Here is a 15,017-nt window from a genome sequence, read left to right as displayed (position 1 = left end):
AGATTTGATTGGGAAAGCCCTCGTCACAAACGAGGGCTTTTTTATTGTCGACAAGCCCCCCCCTTTGCCGCTAAGACTTTGTGGCATGTTGTCTTATCAAGAGCGCGTTCTAGGAATGTTATGGGGTTTGCACGCAGGAGATTCGTTAGGAGCTCCGTGGGAATTTTTGCCTCCGCAAGCCTCTTGGAACACGAAGACTGAAATCGTCGGCGGCGGTAAATTCAACTGGAAAGCCGGCGAAGCGACGGACGACACGGATTTGATGCTTTGTCTTTTGCGCGCATTAAAGAGTCCTCAAGAAATCTCGTTTGATATTCTTAAATCAGAAATGTTGAAATGGTATGCTAGTAATCCACCGGATATTGGCACCACAACAATCAAAGGACTGCAAAACCTTAAAGACGGTCTGCCGCTCAAAGACTGTGGTTATGTGAATAATGAGTTCCAGGGTAATGGTTCCATCATGCGTGTGGCGCCGCTCGCGCTTCTTCATGACAATGCTCATGGGAATTACCAAGATCAAGTTATTCAAGGTCTGCACGAAATCATGGTCACACAAACCAAGATGACTCATGGACATCATCACTGTGTCGATACGGATTTGATTTTTGTTCCAACAGTGAAGGCCGTCCTGGCTGGAAAAAACAAAGCAGAAATTTTTGCTACAGCTTTGCATGAAGCCGAAAAAGTCAGTCCATTTATTTATGAAAAGCTGAAATTCATCCCGCAAACCGAATGGAACGAGCTTTCCACTTCTGGATTCTGTGTAGATACATTGTGTGCGGGATTGTGGGCTTTTATGAAATTTGATTCGCTAGAAGACGCTTTGGTCGCGGTTGTCAATCGCGGCGATGATTCGGATTCTTGCGGAGCTGTCGCGGGCGTCTTATGCGGAGCTTATTATGGCCCGAAAGCCATTCCTGCGCGTTGGCTTGAAGTTCTGGAATACAAAGAAGAGATTGAAAAACTGTGCGCCGCTTTCTTTAAGAATTGAGGGGAATTTTAGAATGAAGCTGCTTTTATCTTTACTCGTGTTGAGTTTGATCAGTGTAGAGTCCCAGGCATTAAGCTTGGAATACTTTGCTGAAACATCTATTCCCACAGGGACAAAGTTTCAAAAAACGACGATCGGGGGGCTATCTGCGATCAGTTTTAATAACGGAACTTTGACGGCTCTTTCTGATGACAAGGGTCGCGCCGGGGATCCACGCTTTTACGAATTTGATCTTACAATCACTTCCGACAAAAAAGTGACGCTGACACCGAAAGCCGTTCGTTTTGTGACGGGACTTCCTATGGATGGCGATCGTAAAGCCATGTTAGATCCAGAAGGACTTGTGCGCTTGTCTTCAGGCGATTTAATTCTTTCCTCTGAAGGCAATAGCGACGCAAAACCTCGCGCGATGCCACGTATTTTTAGAACTTCACCTGAAGGTCTTTGGAAATCTGATTTTCCAATGCCAGATAAGTTTCTTCCAGAGGCGACAGGCGTCGAGACTAAAGGCATTCAAGGAAACCTGGCCTTTGAAAGCCTGACGACATGGAATGACGGTCAGTACGTCTTCACGACGACGGAAGCCGCTTTGACTCAAGATCTTGTAAATGGCAGAGAAGCGGAAGGCGACACCGTTCGCATTCTGAAATTTGAAGATCAAAAAGATAAAGGGTATGCGCCCATCGCTGAGTACGCTTATCACATCGACGCCTTCAATGAACTTCCGGCAGGAAAAGAAGTGATGAGAGGGGTTTCTGAAATGCTCGCTCTTTCAGAAACTAAAATGCTCGTGATGGAAAGAGGCGTGCGTGTTCTAGGCCCGAAAAAATGGGCGCAAACAGTTGCTATCTATTTGGCAGATTTATCAAAAGCTCAAAGTGTTCATGAGGCATCAAAACTTGAAGCCGGGACGTTTCAGCCGGTCGATAAAGTGAAGCTCGTCGACTTTGAAACAGATCTTCTTCAAGTGCGCGGTGAAAAGGTCATTCAGAATTTTGAGGCCATGGCGTGGGGGCCGAATCTTCCCGATGGCCGTCGCAGCCTTTTAGTCATGGTCGATAATAACTTTTCAAAAGCCGAACTGACAGAGTTCATTGTTTTTGCCGTAGACGGTGAATAATCTCTGAGTGTCTCAGGCTGAGACGCTCATTTGGTCTTTAAATTGCTTTTAAGATCTTCGACAGCTGAAGGTCGATCTAAAGGGTGCTCGCACGGGCGCGCGCCTTTTTTCGCCCGACAGGTGTCGAACTTAGGAGCAGTCCATGAAAAAAGCATTCTTAACAGTCACTGTGATTTCAGCCGTATTCACCTTAGCCGCTTGTGCGAAAAAGGATTCCGAATACGCAGCGAAAATGCGTCAAAAAAATGCCGGTGCGCAAGCAGGGCAGACGGCGACAAGTCACAAAGATGGCGTTCCTAAAAACGAAAAGAAAATAGCAACGAATCTTTGCGAAAAACCGAAGCAGACGGTGTGTGCGGTTCAAGAGGCGCCGATCGCAGAAACAATTCGTAAAGAAGGCCGTGAAAAAGCTTTGATCCAGCTAAAAAAAGAATTCCCACAGTTGTCGGCGGAATTCAAAGGAACAAACGAAGAGTTTCAAACAGGAAAGCTCTATAAGGAAGAGCTGCGCTTTTTGCATCTGTCAGATGCCGCTTACCGCATGATCTATGATTATGACAAAGACATCCAAGAGACCAAGACTCTTGTTCAGAAGCTCTATGCAGAGCACATTCAAGCCAGCGCACTTTCCGAAGAAGAAAAAAAGCATCAGATCAGCGTGATTAATTCCACTGAAGTGATGTCCATTTCAAGAATCATCGAAAATACTTATCCAGGCAAAAACGCGATGACCATTCTTGCGACCAGCAATTGTGAGGGGGATGGTCTAGGTTTAAGAGCGCACTCGTCATTACTTCCGGGAGCTTCCGCGGGTGTGATTTTAATGTGCCCTGGGCAATTACTTAAACTGGCTGGTAAAGACAAAGAAGATCGTATCACTTCATTAGTGATGCTGCTGGCTCACGAGATGTATCATCAACTTCAGTTCCAGACGCGCGTCGACGTTCAAGATGTCGAGGCATCGAAGTGTCTTCGCAACGCAATGCCTGAGCGTGACGCTAAATACTTTGAAACTCGCGAGCGAGAAGCTATGGCCGATATGACCGCAGGGCGTATTCTAATGGCTCACTTAAAAGCCGTGACAGATGTGAAGACAAAGCAAGACAGGATTTCCTTGGCTATGAACTGGTTATGTCATATCCCCGACGCGCACGAAGGCGACTCGGCAACACATTTTACCAACGAAGAGCGTATTAAAAATCTCCTCAAAATCAAAGAAGCTGACGTTCTGATTTGTGGAGAAGGACCGCGCTGCTAATTTTTTCGTGAAGCGGTGACCCCTGGACTTTGTTTTTAGGAAAGTTCAGAGCATAATAGGTGATCTCAAAGGAACCTAATGGCTCTGCAACTTTCTTTCAGCGTTACCGACAAATGTACGACCATCCTGCTTAAAGGCAGTTTGAATGAGTACTCTTCGGCCCTTGATGGGGTTGAGGTGAATCCTAATTTCGATTTAAGCATTGACCTTAAAGATCTGCAGGCGATCAATTCTTTAGGCATTCGCAATTTTCATAACTTCATTCAACGGGTGCGCTGTCAGCGTTTAAAGCTTTTTTATTGCCCCCGCGTTTTCGTGAATCAGTTAAATATGGTCGAAGGTTTTCTGCCCGATAAAGCAGAGATTGAAAGTTTCTTCGTGCCGTACTTTTCCGAACAAAGTGGCGAAGATGCGCAAGTACTTTTCACCAAGTTTTTGGAATATAAGAAAGTCAAAGACAAGATTGTTCTGAGTATACCTGAAATGCAGGACTCTCAAGGAAACCGTATGGACTTGGATGTCTTTAAGGACCAATACTTCCGCTTTTTAGACAAGTACTACTAAGGATTTTTAGTCGCCGGAGTTCTTCTGGAACCTCCGTTGGATCTTGCTTCACTTGGTTCTTCACTCAATGAAATTTTTAAACCGTGTTTGGCGGCGATCTCATCAAGCGCATGAGTGTGTTGCAGTTCGCGCAACTTCGTTTGAAATTTCTGAAATTCCAAGGCAGAAAATTTCTTGCGAGAAAAAACAATCGAGTATTCCGTAGGCTCACCCAGCCCTGTCACTTCGACAAGTTTGCTGCGATTTTTTTTAATCCAGGTCTTAGCGACATCGGCATTGGCATAGGCCAGGTCATAGCTGTTGTTTTCAACTTTTCTTAAGGTGTTGATCACGGTTTTTTCAGGATAAATTTTGAATTTCTTATCTACGTATTCGTGAACTTGTTGCAGGCTCACTTCGGTCATAGAAGGGGAAAAGACGCCGACTTTCAGATGGCTCAAAGAATCATAGTCTTTGATTTTTTTAGCAACAGCGGGGCGCGCAAAAAAAGAATAACGAGTGTCGAAGACCTTTTCTGAATAGTAGTAAACGCGTCCTCTTTGAGGAGAAGGACCCAGTGGGCAGCCAATGTCGGCTTCTCCTTCTTTCAACATGCGTAACATGTTACGTAAAGGTGCGATTTTAAATTTGCAGCTTTCTTCGTTGGATTCGCAGAGTTTTTTGAGGATGTCGTAGCAGGCTCCCTGAATTCCCGGACCGGCATCACTATAATAAAAGGGATCAAAATCGTGACCGACGACGACATGCGACTGGCCCTTAGCAGAGAGAGCCAGCGCTAAAAAAAATAATAAGCCTGGCAGAATGTTTTTCATGCTTTCAGCATAACTGAAAAGGGTTCCTATTAATCACGTCGTGCTGAAAAACAGGGTTAAAAACGTGAGCTAATAATTTTTAAAGAAATATTTTGGACCAATTGTCAGCCAAACGTAGAAGGCAAAAGAGTTAAACACGATGGCCCAGAGCAGGCGATTGCGACTGGTCTTAGTCAAAGGTACTTCCTGGCGCAGGACTCTATAACCCAACACCATCGAATAGAAGTTGCAAAGAAGAGGAATAAAAATACAGCCTAGAATCGCATTCCAAAGAGCCTTCTTGGCCATAGCTTGAGTTGTTTCCAGATCATTCTCATGAACGATTTGAATTCTCGGAGGCTCTCTTCGTTCTAGCTCTAAAGAGGCTTCCATATATTCGTGTTCGGGAATTTCCAGAGTCAGTTTTCCCAGAAGTTGTCCCAGATGGGGAGCCACGGTGCGGGTTTGTTCATCGCGCACACGCGGATGAAATCCTTGAGATTCCAAAAAAGATTTCACAACTTGCGCTTCAGAAAAATCAGCACAATCCATTAAGAACACAAAATTGGATGTCGAATTGTTCATGCTTAGGATTTTACTTTGTCGTCCCAGACCTGTACACAAGCATTTTTAGAAACTTTGCGTTCTTCAATCCAAGGGAAGACTTGTTTCATTCCATAGAATCCATCCATCCCGGACGTGTAATGAAACTGCTTTACTTGCTTAGTACGTGCATTAAATTTTTTCGGGAATAAAACGGCTTCAGTCGCAATCCTCATCGTATTTTCCCAGATATCCTGCTCAAAAGGCGGAGGTTTGGCGCCGGTCCAGAAGGCCTTGTCCTTACTTGATGGCGGGCAAAGACCGTGGCGCAGACTTGGATTGTCTTTACCATCAATCTTTTTAAGCCACAGTGAAAATTGAGAAGGAGATGTCACAACTTTTGCCAAAGGAGTTTTAATAGCGGCATGATCGCCTTTAATAAATTCGGCTTTACGCTGTGATGCTTCAGCACGATTGATGGAAATTTTAGCCACTGTCATCGGGTAGTGAAGACCATGTTTGAAACAACGAGCCATCTCGGCATAAAGTGTGCGCGCCAGGGCATCGACCTCGATCAAATCTTGTTGGGTCATGAGGGTGCCATCTTCTTTTTTAATTTTCGGTACACCTTGCTTTTTTAAAGCCGGAAGCACGTAAGCATCGTAGGGATTTCCGCCCGCATATGGCGATGGCGGATTTTTAGGATTGATCACGCAAGCGCCAACGTACGGCGACAGAGCTTTCGCCGTATCTGTGACCGAGTGATTTGATAAAGACTTTTGCAAAGGTTCTAAACTTTTTTGTATATCTTTAGCTGGAGTTTTTGCGCCCGGAGGACATTCTTCTTTTTCAGCCGCGGCCGTTCCATAGAAAGAACTCTTTTTAGCATTAGTCACATAAGCGGCGTCAATCCAACCCTGACCTTCTTGCGTATAGACTTTGCCATTCACCGTGCGCTTATAGCGGTACTTCACCTGAACGTATTCTTCCATTTCCAGTTTACCGGTGTAAGGATCTTCGACTTTCATTTTTTTGATGGGGGAAACAACTTCTATTTGCGCGGAACTATCGGGCCATGCGACAGATTTACATTTGGCATCGCCCGCACAGTTTTTCCAGTTCATACCGGGTTGATTGAATACGGAAACAATCTGACCGTCTTCAAGGTCTAGGTAGGCTTTTCCATTCGCCCAAAGGGTGCCGCTCGCAAAGATGAATAAAAACAAAAAGGCAATAAACCGCATAAGTTCTTTATCGATTTATTGCCTGTGAGCTTAAGGATTTTCTGTCTTCATTCTCAAATTAAGACAGAAGTTTTTTATTTAATAAGCGAGGAAACTTCAATCGCTGCTTGGTGAGCCGCCTCAAAGCAAGGAGTCATCCAGTTGTCTTGGTTCGCGAAGTGAATCACGTCGTGAATAGATGCAGAGGCAATCTGTGCTGTTCTTGCAGCAAGAAGACCTTTAGCCGCGACCGGAAGAGCATGTCCCCAGCGAGTCATGCGCACACCGTGAATGTCGTTTTGTGATAAACCCAAGGCATTAAGAACGGGCTCAATATCAGTAAGATACTTCGCTTTGTATTTGTCATGGGAGGCTGGGTTGAACAAGAACTGACGAGCGCCATCGTAAGCGATACCTTGGTACAAAGTCAGGACACTGTGCTGGGTTTTTTCTTCCTGAGCCCACGTTCCAAAACAAATGTCGGTGAAGCTTCGATCGCCGCGCTTCATTGCCGTCGGTGAGGGAGGCATTTTTCCTGTTAAGCAGTAAAGCTCATAGCTTGGACTTTGAATCGGCTTTTTCGTGATGATGTTTCCGACCAAGTAAGCACGGTAGGGAAGAAGATCAATCGTTGTATCTTGTTGCTTTGGCATTTGCGGAAGCAAACGACGAGCGACAAACTTAGGGCAAGCCATGACAACATGATTTGCTTTGATTTTCTTTAATACGCCCATGCCGTCAACATAAAGCACCGTTGCTCCGCCGCCTTCAGCCTTCACTCTTAAAACCATGCAGCCAGAGCGCAAGGATTCTTTGCCGGCATCTTTGCGAATTTGGATCGCCATCTTTTGCGCAACATAAGAGTTCCCACCTGGATACGCTAAAAGCGCTCCGGTCTCAGAACTGATGAAACCCAAATATTGAAAAGCAGAAAGTTCATCGATAGAGCCACAGAAAGAACTCCAGCCGTAAAGCTGCATGTACTCTTTGATATGCGGATGAATATTCGGGAATTCTTTATCGACCCACTCTTCCGCCGTCATTTGGTCATATTCTTTGGCGAAATCACTTTCGAAACCAAAGTCTGCTTCATTGAAGATCTGCTTTAAGCGTGCGTGGAACTTTTTAAAGTCGGCGTGAGCATCCGCACTGGCGCCTTCCCAGAAAGGACGCGCGAATTTTTTATTATAGAACACGGTGGTTTCATCACCCGTCTCACGACGGGCCTTATCGTGAATATCCAGCTCACGCAGTAAAATGCCTAATTGAGATTCGGCATCGGGTTCAGCCAAGTAAGCCGCACCAATGCTGTAGATCGCATCTTTGTACATTTCTCCCTTGGTGTTGCCACCCAAGCGATAATCCTGTTCAAGAAGGGCGATTTTTTTATGACGAAGATAGTAGGCGCTGGCGAGGCCACCAATACCACCACCGACGACAACGACGTCCAACTCTTCAGAGACTTTCGGTTCGCCACCTTGTTTTTCGATGTAGCCATCGATATTCCAAAGAATGTCGTGCGGGCGATCGATGTTGTCGCCATTAAAATCGAGGCTTGAAGATTCGTTGTCAGAAAGGCGTGCAATAGGCCAATCGTCAGTCAGGTTTTTGGATACCCAAGAAGAACCTTGAGCCAAGGTTTTCGTTGGAAGAGAAGAAAGAGCCGCCAATGTCGCTGTCGTCTTTAAAAAATCACGTCTTTGCATGGCGTCTAAATAAGTTTTCCAACTGAAAATCACAACTAGAGAAGCAGGGGCTTCTCTAGTTGAGAAGTAATTGAAATCCTAGTGCGGCTGTACCACGTCGTTACACGAAGGAACCGTGTAAGATTTTCTAAATAGAAGCTCTTCACGTTCTACGTTGCGGTTTGAAATACGTTTGTAAACCGGGATCGTCACGGTCAAGGGATATGAGCCATAGACGTCGACGTCTTTGCAAATACGTTGATTTGTATTCCAGAAGCAGTCTTCCACAGTGTGAACATAACTGATTGGAGTTGATAGATATTCACGTCCAACGACCACAACTTCCATGCGGTCACCGCCATAGCTTCGAGTCTCTGTGATGTCCACAGGCTTTTGTGTGCGCAAACGATCGCCATCTTGGCAAACGAACATGTAGTCAATAGAGCGACCCATGTACACTGTAGGGGCCTTCGGGTGAAGGTATTTTGAACGGTTGATTTCGTCCCATGACATATCCGCAGAGTAAGCGTGAGCAATCGCCGATGTAGAAAGAATTCCTAAAAATAGTGCGATGATTTTTTTCATACGATCTCCTTTAAAAGTTGTGATGATGGTTTTATTTCTGTTGCTTGAAAGTTCTCAACACAGGAACACCGGTTTTTGTTTTATGACTGATCCAACAGATTTCATTTGAGGCCAAAATGATGCTTTGAATCACGAGAAAACTCATGCAACACGGAACCCTTTCGGGTAAGGACTTCGTTCATGAATATTGCGATGCCTGAACTTACCGAAAAGCTGAATAGACCTGAAATCATCAAAAAATCCTGGGTGATCACTCTTTCCGGGACACGTTTTAATATCTTGGATCCAGACCCAGCAGCAGTGCGTATGGAAGACATTGCTTGTGCATTAGCTCGTCAGGCGCGCTTTAATGGACACACACGTTTTTTCTATAGCGTGGGTCAGCACTCTTGCTTAGGTGCAGAGGTTTCTCCAACGAAAGAGATCGCGTTGCACATGTTGTTTCATGATGCGACTGAAGCTTATGTCGGGGATTTGGTGTCTCCGGTAAAAGCGCTTCTACCTGATTTTGAAATTATAGAGTCGCGTATTCACTGGGCGATCTCGCAGAAATTCAATTTGGAATTCCCACTTCCCAAAGTCGTAAAACAGATCGATCGTCGTTTGCTAGCAACTGAGGTTCGCGACCTGATCACAAAGGATTTAGCTTCTTGGAATATCGGGGAGGATGAGCCTTTTGAGTTCCCTATCATCCCGTGGCCGCCGGAAGTGACAGAGGCGCGCTTCTTAGAAATCGCCCGCAATCTCATGAAATAAAAAAAGGCATCCCTCGGGATGCCTTTTTATTTTGTCTTTTCTAAAACAAATTATTTTTGCGCGTTCTTAGGAACTTTAGATTCATCCACCGTGATTTCGATTTCTACACGGCGGTTTTTAGCGCGAGCTTCTTTTGTTTTTCCTGGATCAACCGGGTTAGCCGCACCCATGCCCACTGCTGTTGCTGTGTTTGCAGGAACGCCTGATGCTACAAGCTGATTGCGAACAGCTTCTGCACGTTGTTGAGACAACGGGTTGTTCACCATTTGGCTGCCTGTATCGTCTGTGTAACCGCGAACTGTCAGAACATTCTCTGGATACTTCTTCATGATCGCCGCCAATTGATTGATGTTTTCTTTGGCTTGCGGTTTTAGGTCTGCTTTACCAGTGTCGAACAAGATATCACTTTTAAGTTTTGTGATAAGACCTTGCTCTGTTCTTTTTGTCTCTGCGATTTTTGCCAATTCTTTTTGTTGCTTATCCAAACGGTGACCAACAGCTCCGCCAAGACCTGCACCCAAGGCCGCACCGATCAACGCACCTTCATTGCGACGACCTGTTTGGTGACCAATCACGGCTCCCACAACGGCGCCCACACCGGCACCGATACCAGCACCTTTTGCTGTGTTTGGATTTTCGTTCGCTGTTGCACAGCCCGTAGCAATCATCGCCACTGCTGTCCCGATTAAAATTAACTTTTTCATGAATGAACTCCTCTAGGGCTCTATTATCAAAACAAAGCCGAATGAAGCGCAATATTAGAATCAATGCGTTGGACCTCGCGAAGAAGTTTACCTTACCTAGGGCCTGGATTAGAATTTTGAGGTAGCCCATGGAAAGGGGAATTTATGAGTAAGATTTTAAGCTGTGCTCTTATAGCACTTACTTTAGTGGCGTCTGCGGCTCACGCAGACAACTTGATTGTGGTCAACGGTGTGGCCGAGCGAGGCTTAGACCCGAATCTTGTAAACATCTCTATCAGCGTGTGGGCAAAAGCTCCAGCAGCAAAACAAGCCCAGCAAATGGCCGCTAGCCAGTTCAAGAATGTAAAGAAGGTCTTTGAGGATTTCAAAATCAAGAAAGAAGACGTTCAAACGGACAACTACAGTTTGAATCCTGAATACGAGTACGATCAAAAAACTCAGCAAAACAGAATGACGGGCTTCCGAGTGACTCAAAGCCTGCAAGTGACTTTGCGTAAAATTGATGACGCTGGAAACTTCTTGGACGCAATTGTGTCTGATAAGAAAACTCAGACTTCCGGAGTGAACGTTGCATCATTAACTTGGGATTCAGACAAAAGAATGCAGGTCGAAACAGCTGCTCTGGGGGACGCCGTTCGCGCCGCCAAAGTAAAAGCCGAAGAAATCGCCAAAGCGGCAGGAGTTAAAATCAAAGCCGTTGGTAAAATCACCAGCAACCAATCCCAATCACCACCGCAACCGTTCTATGCCACTTTCAATAAAGCCATCGCCGAAGCCGCATCCACAGACGTAGCTTCCGGCCAAATCAAAGTCCGCGTAGAAGTCACCGCCGAATACGAAATCAACTAAAAGGTGCCTGCTTCTTTTTTGTCGTGCAGAGCAGTACAAAAAAGAAGCAGGCACTTTAAAAAAAAAGAGGAGCTTATGGCTCCTCTTTTTTTTTAACACGAAGGGAAGCAGGTACCTATTGGACTGGGAATAGGTACGTCGTTGTCATGGCGTTTTTCTCAGTGATCGAGTGGATCTCGTAGATTTCAACGACGGCTTCAGTTTGTTTTAGGTTTTGTTTTAGCATGTAGTCGTTCACACGAGGGTAGACTTTCATAGGGCCGATGCCGGGAGAACCTGTGAAGACCGCCACAACGTATTTGCGCGCTGGAATTTCGCCAGATTTGAAGTCTTCAGGTAGGTTTGCTGGAACTTCAGCAACGATGCAACCCACTTTAGAGCGAAGGCGTGCTTCCTCTGTTGTTTGTGGATCATCCATGTATTCACCGAAAGTGCGACCACAAGGTGCGCCTTGTGAAGCCATGAATTTTTCCACTTTTTCGATCACTTTATTTACTTTGTGATAGGGGCCTACATGCTCAAGGTACACGGTTTTAAAAGGACCTTGCTGTGATTCAGAGATGTCGACGCCTTTCCAAGCTCCCAAATAGTTGGAAAGGAAAAGACCGAATGAAACCATCGCGACTAGAATGAAAAATAAAATATACTTCATGCTGTTATATCCATTTGATTGAGCAGCCCATAGAGGCCGTTTGTTCTTCAGAAACTTTTTGATCTTTTATTAAGGTTTGCACGGCTTCGTAAAGTTCGCGCTTTGTCACTTTGCTAGCATCTTTCCAAGAGTCATCCAGGCGACCGCGGTACGCAAGCTTGTGATTTTTATCATATACAAAGAAGTCCGGTGTACAGACCGCGCCGAACTTGTGAGCGACTTCTTGAGACTCATCGTAAAGATAAACAAACGGGTAAGATTTTTCTTCCGCACGTTTTTTTAGATTCTCAAAAGAGTCTTCAGGATGGGATTTCGCGTCGTTAGAGCAAATAGCAACAACCGATACGTTTTGTTTTTTCAAATCCTGACCCAGTTGAATCAGGCGGTCTTCAATGGCTTGAACATAGGGGCAGTGATTGCAGATGAACATCACAACCAAAGGATGTCCCGTCGGGAAATCTTTTAAGGAATAAGTTTTCCCGTCCGTTGCCGGAAGCTTAAACTCTGGACAAGCATTTCCTAAATCGGGGAACGGAGTGAATGTCAAAGCCATGATTTCCTCCTAAAGAGTCGTCCAATTGATTTTTTTATCGCCAATAAGCAGGCTGCCATCAGCCTCCATGCCGGTGTACTTTTCTTTCAACAAAGGATGTTGATTCAAAGCCGTCAACAAGGACAATTGATCTGTCGGACTTAAAGCTTCATCACAGTGAGAAACCGCATCTGTTAATTCAAACAACAAACGGTCCAAAAAAGCCATGTAGTCTTGGCCCAATAGGGGAGCGCCCTGAGGTAAAGATTCAATCAGGCTTGTTGCGGTTTCAACCTCTTCAGGAGAAGCAGTGACATTAAAGCCCAGGCCGATAATTAAGCGCACGTCGCTTCCTTGAACCAGGCTTTCTAAAAGAATGCCCGCCACTTTTTTATCTCCGATGTAAATGTCATTCGGAGCTTTCAAGTTCCAAGGTAAAAAGGGCCACGTTGTCGAACAGGCGCGGTAGACGGCGAGTCCCACCAAGCAAGAAGTCGTCGGCTGTGGTTTGATTCCCAAAAGAAAAGACCACGAACTTAGCAACGCACTTCCGTGATGGGCATCCAGCCACGTGTTTTTACCGCGGCCACGTCCAGCAGTTTGATGGTCCGTCACGTAAAGACACAAAGACTCTTCCAAAAGACTTTCTTCAAAGGCTTCTTCTTTAGCGAGAGAATTTGTGCTGTCTTGTTGTGTTTTGTAAGAGACATACAAGTGATTGCTTTCCGCCCACTGTGATGTCACTTGCCCAATACGGATGTCAGCTAAAGGAGTATCCATTAGTCCTCCCAGTGGAAGATAAGGCTCACGTCCGCGCAAGGTGCAGAGTGAGTCAAAGCACCGACGGAAATAAAGTTCACACCGATTTCAGCGACAGAGCGAACGCGCTCTAGATTCATGTTTCCGCTAGCTTCCGTTTCAACTTCGGCAGGGATCATGGTTAAAGCTTTTTTCAAAGTCTCGTTATCCATGTTGTCTAAGAGAAGGCGTTGAACGTTCAGACCGACAGCCTCTTTCACTTCTTCCAAAGTGCGAGCTTCCACTTCGATGGGAAGCTGAGAGTGTTCACGCACGCGATTCACCGCCGCTGTGATTCCACCCATCACAGAGATGTGATTGTCTTTGATAAGAATCGCAGTACTTAAATTCATGCGGTGATTCACACCACCCCCATGAACGACCGCGCGCTTTTCCAGTTCACGGAAAGCCGGTGTCGTTTTTCGAGTATCCAGGATTTTAGTCTTAGTTCCGGCAATTTGTTTCACGAAACGACGAGTGTGAGTAGCAATACCAGAAAGATGTCCCAAGAAATTCAAAGCTACACGCTCGGCTTTAAGAATTTGTACTAAGTCGCCTTCGATAGTGCAGATGATCTGATTTTTTAAAATCTCGTCACCTTCTTCAAAGTGCCACTTCACGCGGGCGCTGGGTTCTAAGGCTTGCATGGATTGTTCAAAAGCCATGGCTCCAGAAAGAACAATGTCTTCCTTGGCTTTCAGGCGAGCACGGCCCATGCGTGGTTTAAGTGCTAAAGATTCGGTAGTGACATCGCCTTGAGGCATGTCTTCTTTGATGGCAGCGCGGATGAGCTCCAACAATGTCATAGCAATCGACCTCTTTCAAAAGCACCAGGCTTTTATAAAGGCTGATGCTTAAATAGATTTCTCTGTTTCGCGGAGGATTTTATTGATCTCTTCGCGGATGATTCTTTCCGCGATTTCAGGAAGAACTTTCCAGCAAATAGACTCAATCACTTCGCGAGCTTCCTCACGAATAACCTTTTCCATCATATTGCCGTTTAAGTCTACTTTGGATTGAGAATTGGGCTGAGCATTAGAAGGTGCCGCTTTTTGTGGCCCTTTCGACAATGTTTCCATCATCTGCTCTTTCACTGATTTTTCAACTTTGTTAATGAAAGAGTCGGACTCTAAAGGAATTTTCGTCTTTGTCTGTGCCGCAGGCTTTTCAAAGCTGATTTCTTCAAAATCACCAGCGACTTCAATATGCGCTTGCGATAATTCGTCATCCTGCGGGATGACAAACTTAGAGGCAAAATCGTTATTTTCAGTCTCAGGCAAATTGATTTTAAATTTCGTCAAATCTTGATGAGCCCAACCACCTTCGTCATGCTCATCCGCCATTTTTGGATTCGTCAATGGAACCGAAGAAAATTCTTCGTCGTTCAACTCCAAAGGATTCACATCGGGATTTTCAATTTCAGGAATATGATCGAACTCATTTTCACCGGCTTCAGGAATTGCATAGATATTGCCGCTTTTTGAAGCCGTAACTTCCGCAACCTGCTGTTCTTGAGGGGATGAAGGCGTTTCTTCAAACTCAGGCATATCCGGAAAAGCCAAGAAATTGCTGATAGGATTGGACTTGGTCTTTTGCACCAAATCAGTGACGATCGAGCGCAAAAGATCCGCATCAAAAGGCTTTTCCAAGCGACGATCGGCTTGGCATTGAGTGGCTTTGGCTTCGTCGATCTCCATGAAACCGCTCCACATCAACACAACCGGGATGTGAGCTGTTTCAGAATCGTTCTTAAGATCAGAACAAACTTCGTAACCTGAACGCTTTGTCAAAAGTACGTCGGCAAATACAATATCGGGTTTGAAGCTTTTGGTGACGGCTAATACATCAAGTCCCACGGGAACGGCCTTCACTTCGACACCGAAGTCAGACAATGCCAGTTGCATTACTTTTTTGATTGTGGAACTCTCATCTGCAAGCAAGACGCGTAAAGCCATATGGAAAG

17 protein-coding genes are annotated in these 15,017 nt (G+C 45.4%); 6 read left to right on the top strand and 11 right to left on the bottom strand.

Features of this window, described 5'->3' with window-relative positions:
- The first annotated feature begins 85 nt into the window (after nucleotides 1–85).
- The 4 genes from AZI87_RS01400 (at nucleotide 86) to AZI87_RS01385 (ending at nucleotide 3,936) form a co-directional block, all read left to right on the top strand.
- Nucleotides 86–994: an ADP-ribosylglycohydrolase family protein gene (locus AZI87_RS01400; RefSeq protein WP_063204662.1), complete on the top strand. Its 909-nt coding sequence runs from the start codon at nucleotides 86–88 to the stop codon at nucleotides 992–994.
- Between the two features lie 13 nt (nucleotides 995–1,007).
- Nucleotides 1,008–2,114, top strand: coding sequence for an esterase-like activity of phytase family protein (locus AZI87_RS01395; protein WP_063204661.1), 1,107 nt, complete (start codon nucleotides 1,008–1,010; stop codon nucleotides 2,112–2,114).
- A gap of 142 nt (nucleotides 2,115–2,256) precedes the next feature.
- A complete protein-coding gene (locus AZI87_RS01390; RefSeq protein WP_063204660.1) occupies nucleotides 2,257–3,372 on the top strand; it encodes a hypothetical protein in 1,116 nt (371 codons plus the stop codon).
- Nucleotides 3,373–3,450: 78 nt separating this feature from the next.
- Complete coding sequence (locus AZI87_RS01385; protein WP_063204659.1) at nucleotides 3,451–3,936, top strand: hypothetical protein; 486 nt, start codon at nucleotides 3,451–3,453, stop codon at nucleotides 3,934–3,936.
- On the opposite strand, the gene AZI87_RS01380 is transcribed toward AZI87_RS01385, so the two are convergent.
- The 5 genes from AZI87_RS01380 to AZI87_RS01360 all read right to left on the bottom strand — a co-directional run bounded on the left by AZI87_RS01380 (nucleotide 3,933) and on the right by AZI87_RS01360 (nucleotide 8,763).
- The gene (locus tag AZI87_RS01380; RefSeq protein WP_063204658.1) at nucleotides 3,933–4,748 is read right to left on the bottom strand and encodes a substrate-binding periplasmic protein; all 816 of its coding nucleotides are present in this window, start codon (nucleotides 4,746–4,748) and stop codon (nucleotides 3,933–3,935) included. The genes AZI87_RS01385 and AZI87_RS01380 overlap by 4 nt on opposite strands.
- A 69-nt stretch (nucleotides 4,749–4,817) precedes the next feature.
- Entirely contained in the window at nucleotides 4,818–5,312 is a 495-nt protein-coding gene (locus AZI87_RS01375; RefSeq protein ID WP_063204657.1) for a hypothetical protein, read from the bottom strand.
- Nucleotides 5,313–5,314: 2 nt separating this feature from the next.
- Nucleotides 5,315–6,514, bottom strand: a complete 1,200-nt coding sequence (locus tag AZI87_RS01370; RefSeq protein WP_063204656.1) for a hypothetical protein — start codon at nucleotides 6,512–6,514, stop codon at nucleotides 5,315–5,317.
- A 74-nt stretch (nucleotides 6,515–6,588) separates the two neighbouring features.
- Nucleotides 6,589–8,199: an FAD-dependent oxidoreductase gene (locus AZI87_RS01365; RefSeq protein WP_063206515.1), complete on the bottom strand. Its 1,611-nt coding sequence runs from the start codon at nucleotides 8,197–8,199 to the stop codon at nucleotides 6,589–6,591.
- Between the two features lie 78 nt (nucleotides 8,200–8,277).
- The gene (locus AZI87_RS01360) at nucleotides 8,278–8,763 is read right to left on the bottom strand and encodes a hypothetical protein (protein ID WP_063204655.1); all 486 of its coding nucleotides are present in this window, start codon (nucleotides 8,761–8,763) and stop codon (nucleotides 8,278–8,280) included.
- A 180-nt stretch (nucleotides 8,764–8,943) separates the two neighbouring features.
- On the opposite strand from AZI87_RS01360, the gene AZI87_RS01355 reads away from it, so the two are divergent.
- Nucleotides 8,944–9,519, top strand: coding sequence for a hypothetical protein (locus AZI87_RS01355; RefSeq protein WP_063204654.1), 576 nt, complete (start codon nucleotides 8,944–8,946; stop codon nucleotides 9,517–9,519).
- A 50-nt stretch (nucleotides 9,520–9,569) separates the two neighbouring features.
- Here the strand turns inward: AZI87_RS01355 and AZI87_RS01350 are convergent, their stop codons facing one another.
- Nucleotides 9,570–10,223, bottom strand: coding sequence for an OmpA family protein (locus AZI87_RS01350; protein ID WP_063204653.1), 654 nt, complete (start codon nucleotides 10,221–10,223; stop codon nucleotides 9,570–9,572).
- Nucleotides 10,224–10,367: 144 nt separating this feature from the next.
- Between AZI87_RS01350 and AZI87_RS01345 the strand changes: the two genes are divergently transcribed.
- Nucleotides 10,368–11,072 (top strand): SIMPL domain-containing protein, encoded by a 705-nt coding sequence (locus tag AZI87_RS01345; protein WP_063204652.1) that lies wholly within the window; start codon nucleotides 10,368–10,370, stop codon nucleotides 11,070–11,072.
- 115 nt (nucleotides 11,073–11,187) lie between these two features.
- On the opposite strand, the gene AZI87_RS01340 is transcribed toward AZI87_RS01345, so the two are convergent.
- Genes AZI87_RS01340 through AZI87_RS01320 form a run of 5 tightly spaced genes read right to left on the bottom strand, consistent with a single transcriptional unit; the run spans nucleotide 11,188 to nucleotide 15,009 of the window.
- Complete coding sequence (locus tag AZI87_RS01340; protein ID WP_063204651.1) at nucleotides 11,188–11,724, bottom strand: AraC family transcriptional regulator; 537 nt, start codon at nucleotides 11,722–11,724, stop codon at nucleotides 11,188–11,190.
- A gap of 4 nt (nucleotides 11,725–11,728) precedes the next feature.
- Entirely contained in the window at nucleotides 11,729–12,277 is a 549-nt protein-coding gene (locus tag AZI87_RS01335; RefSeq protein ID WP_063204650.1) for a thioredoxin family protein, read from the bottom strand.
- A 9-nt stretch (nucleotides 12,278–12,286) separates the two neighbouring features.
- Nucleotides 12,287–13,036: a biotin--[acetyl-CoA-carboxylase] ligase gene (locus tag AZI87_RS01330; protein ID WP_063204649.1), complete on the bottom strand. Its 750-nt coding sequence runs from the start codon at nucleotides 13,034–13,036 to the stop codon at nucleotides 12,287–12,289.
- Complete coding sequence (gene nadC / locus AZI87_RS01325; RefSeq protein ID WP_063204648.1) at nucleotides 13,036–13,860, bottom strand: carboxylating nicotinate-nucleotide diphosphorylase; 825 nt, start codon at nucleotides 13,858–13,860, stop codon at nucleotides 13,036–13,038. The genes AZI87_RS01330 and nadC overlap by 1 nt, the downstream gene beginning before the upstream one ends.
- A gap of 48 nt (nucleotides 13,861–13,908) precedes the next feature.
- On the bottom strand, nucleotides 13,909–15,009 hold the full coding sequence (locus AZI87_RS01320; RefSeq protein WP_081112092.1) for a response regulator: 1,101 nt from the start codon (nucleotides 15,007–15,009) through the stop codon (nucleotides 13,909–13,911).
- Nucleotides 15,010–15,017 lie beyond the last annotated feature (8 nt).

Origin of the sequence: Bdellovibrio bacteriovorus (assembly GCF_001592745.1) — a bacterium.
GTDB classification, from domain to species: Bacteria; Bdellovibrionota; Bdellovibrionia; order Bdellovibrionales; family Bdellovibrionaceae; genus Bdellovibrio; species Bdellovibrio bacteriovorus_B.
The sequence above is the reverse complement of the archived record's forward strand: the minus strand, read 5'-3'. Positions and strand labels throughout refer to the sequence as shown.

Excerpts from the sequence above, each read along its gene's own strand:
- AZI87_RS01400 (WP_063204662.1), top strand. The coding sequence starts at position 86 with ATGTTGTCTTATCAAGAGCGCGTTCTAGGAATGTTATGGGGTTTGCAC.
- AZI87_RS01395 (WP_063204661.1), top strand. The coding sequence starts at position 1,008 with ATGAAGCTGCTTTTATCTTTACTCGTGTTGAGTTTGATCAGTGTAGAG.
- AZI87_RS01390 (WP_063204660.1), top strand. The coding sequence starts at position 2,257 with ATGAAAAAAGCATTCTTAACAGTCACTGTGATTTCAGCCGTATTCACC.
- AZI87_RS01385 (WP_063204659.1), top strand. The coding sequence starts at position 3,451 with ATGGCTCTGCAACTTTCTTTCAGCGTTACCGACAAATGTACGACCATC.
- AZI87_RS01380 (WP_063204658.1), bottom strand. The coding sequence starts at position 4,748 with ATGAAAAACATTCTGCCAGGCTTATTATTTTTTTTAGCGCTGGCTCTC.
- AZI87_RS01375 (WP_063204657.1), bottom strand. The coding sequence starts at position 5,312 with ATGAACAATTCGACATCCAATTTTGTGTTCTTAATGGATTGTGCTGAT.
- AZI87_RS01370 (WP_063204656.1), bottom strand. The coding sequence starts at position 6,514 with ATGCGGTTTATTGCCTTTTTGTTTTTATTCATCTTTGCGAGCGGCACC.
- AZI87_RS01365 (WP_063206515.1), bottom strand. The coding sequence starts at position 8,199 with ATGCAAAGACGTGATTTTTTAAAGACGACAGCGACATTGGCGGCTCTT.
- AZI87_RS01360 (WP_063204655.1), bottom strand. The coding sequence starts at position 8,763 with ATGAAAAAAATCATCGCACTATTTTTAGGAATTCTTTCTACATCGGCG.
- AZI87_RS01355 (WP_063204654.1), top strand. The coding sequence starts at position 8,944 with ATGAATATTGCGATGCCTGAACTTACCGAAAAGCTGAATAGACCTGAA.
- AZI87_RS01350 (WP_063204653.1), bottom strand. The coding sequence starts at position 10,223 with ATGAAAAAGTTAATTTTAATCGGGACAGCAGTGGCGATGATTGCTACG.
- AZI87_RS01345 (WP_063204652.1), top strand. The coding sequence starts at position 10,368 with ATGAGTAAGATTTTAAGCTGTGCTCTTATAGCACTTACTTTAGTGGCG.
- AZI87_RS01340 (WP_063204651.1), bottom strand. The coding sequence starts at position 11,724 with ATGAAGTATATTTTATTTTTCATTCTAGTCGCGATGGTTTCATTCGGT.
- AZI87_RS01335 (WP_063204650.1), bottom strand. The coding sequence starts at position 12,277 with ATGGCTTTGACATTCACTCCGTTCCCCGATTTAGGAAATGCTTGTCCA.
- AZI87_RS01330 (WP_063204649.1), bottom strand. The coding sequence starts at position 13,036 with ATGGATACTCCTTTAGCTGACATCCGTATTGGGCAAGTGACATCACAG.
- nadC (WP_063204648.1), bottom strand. The coding sequence starts at position 13,860 with ATGACATTGTTGGAGCTCATCCGCGCTGCCATCAAAGAAGACATGCCT.
- AZI87_RS01320 (WP_081112092.1), bottom strand. The coding sequence starts at position 15,009 with ATGGCTTTACGCGTCTTGCTTGCAGATGAGAGTTCCACAATCAAAAAA.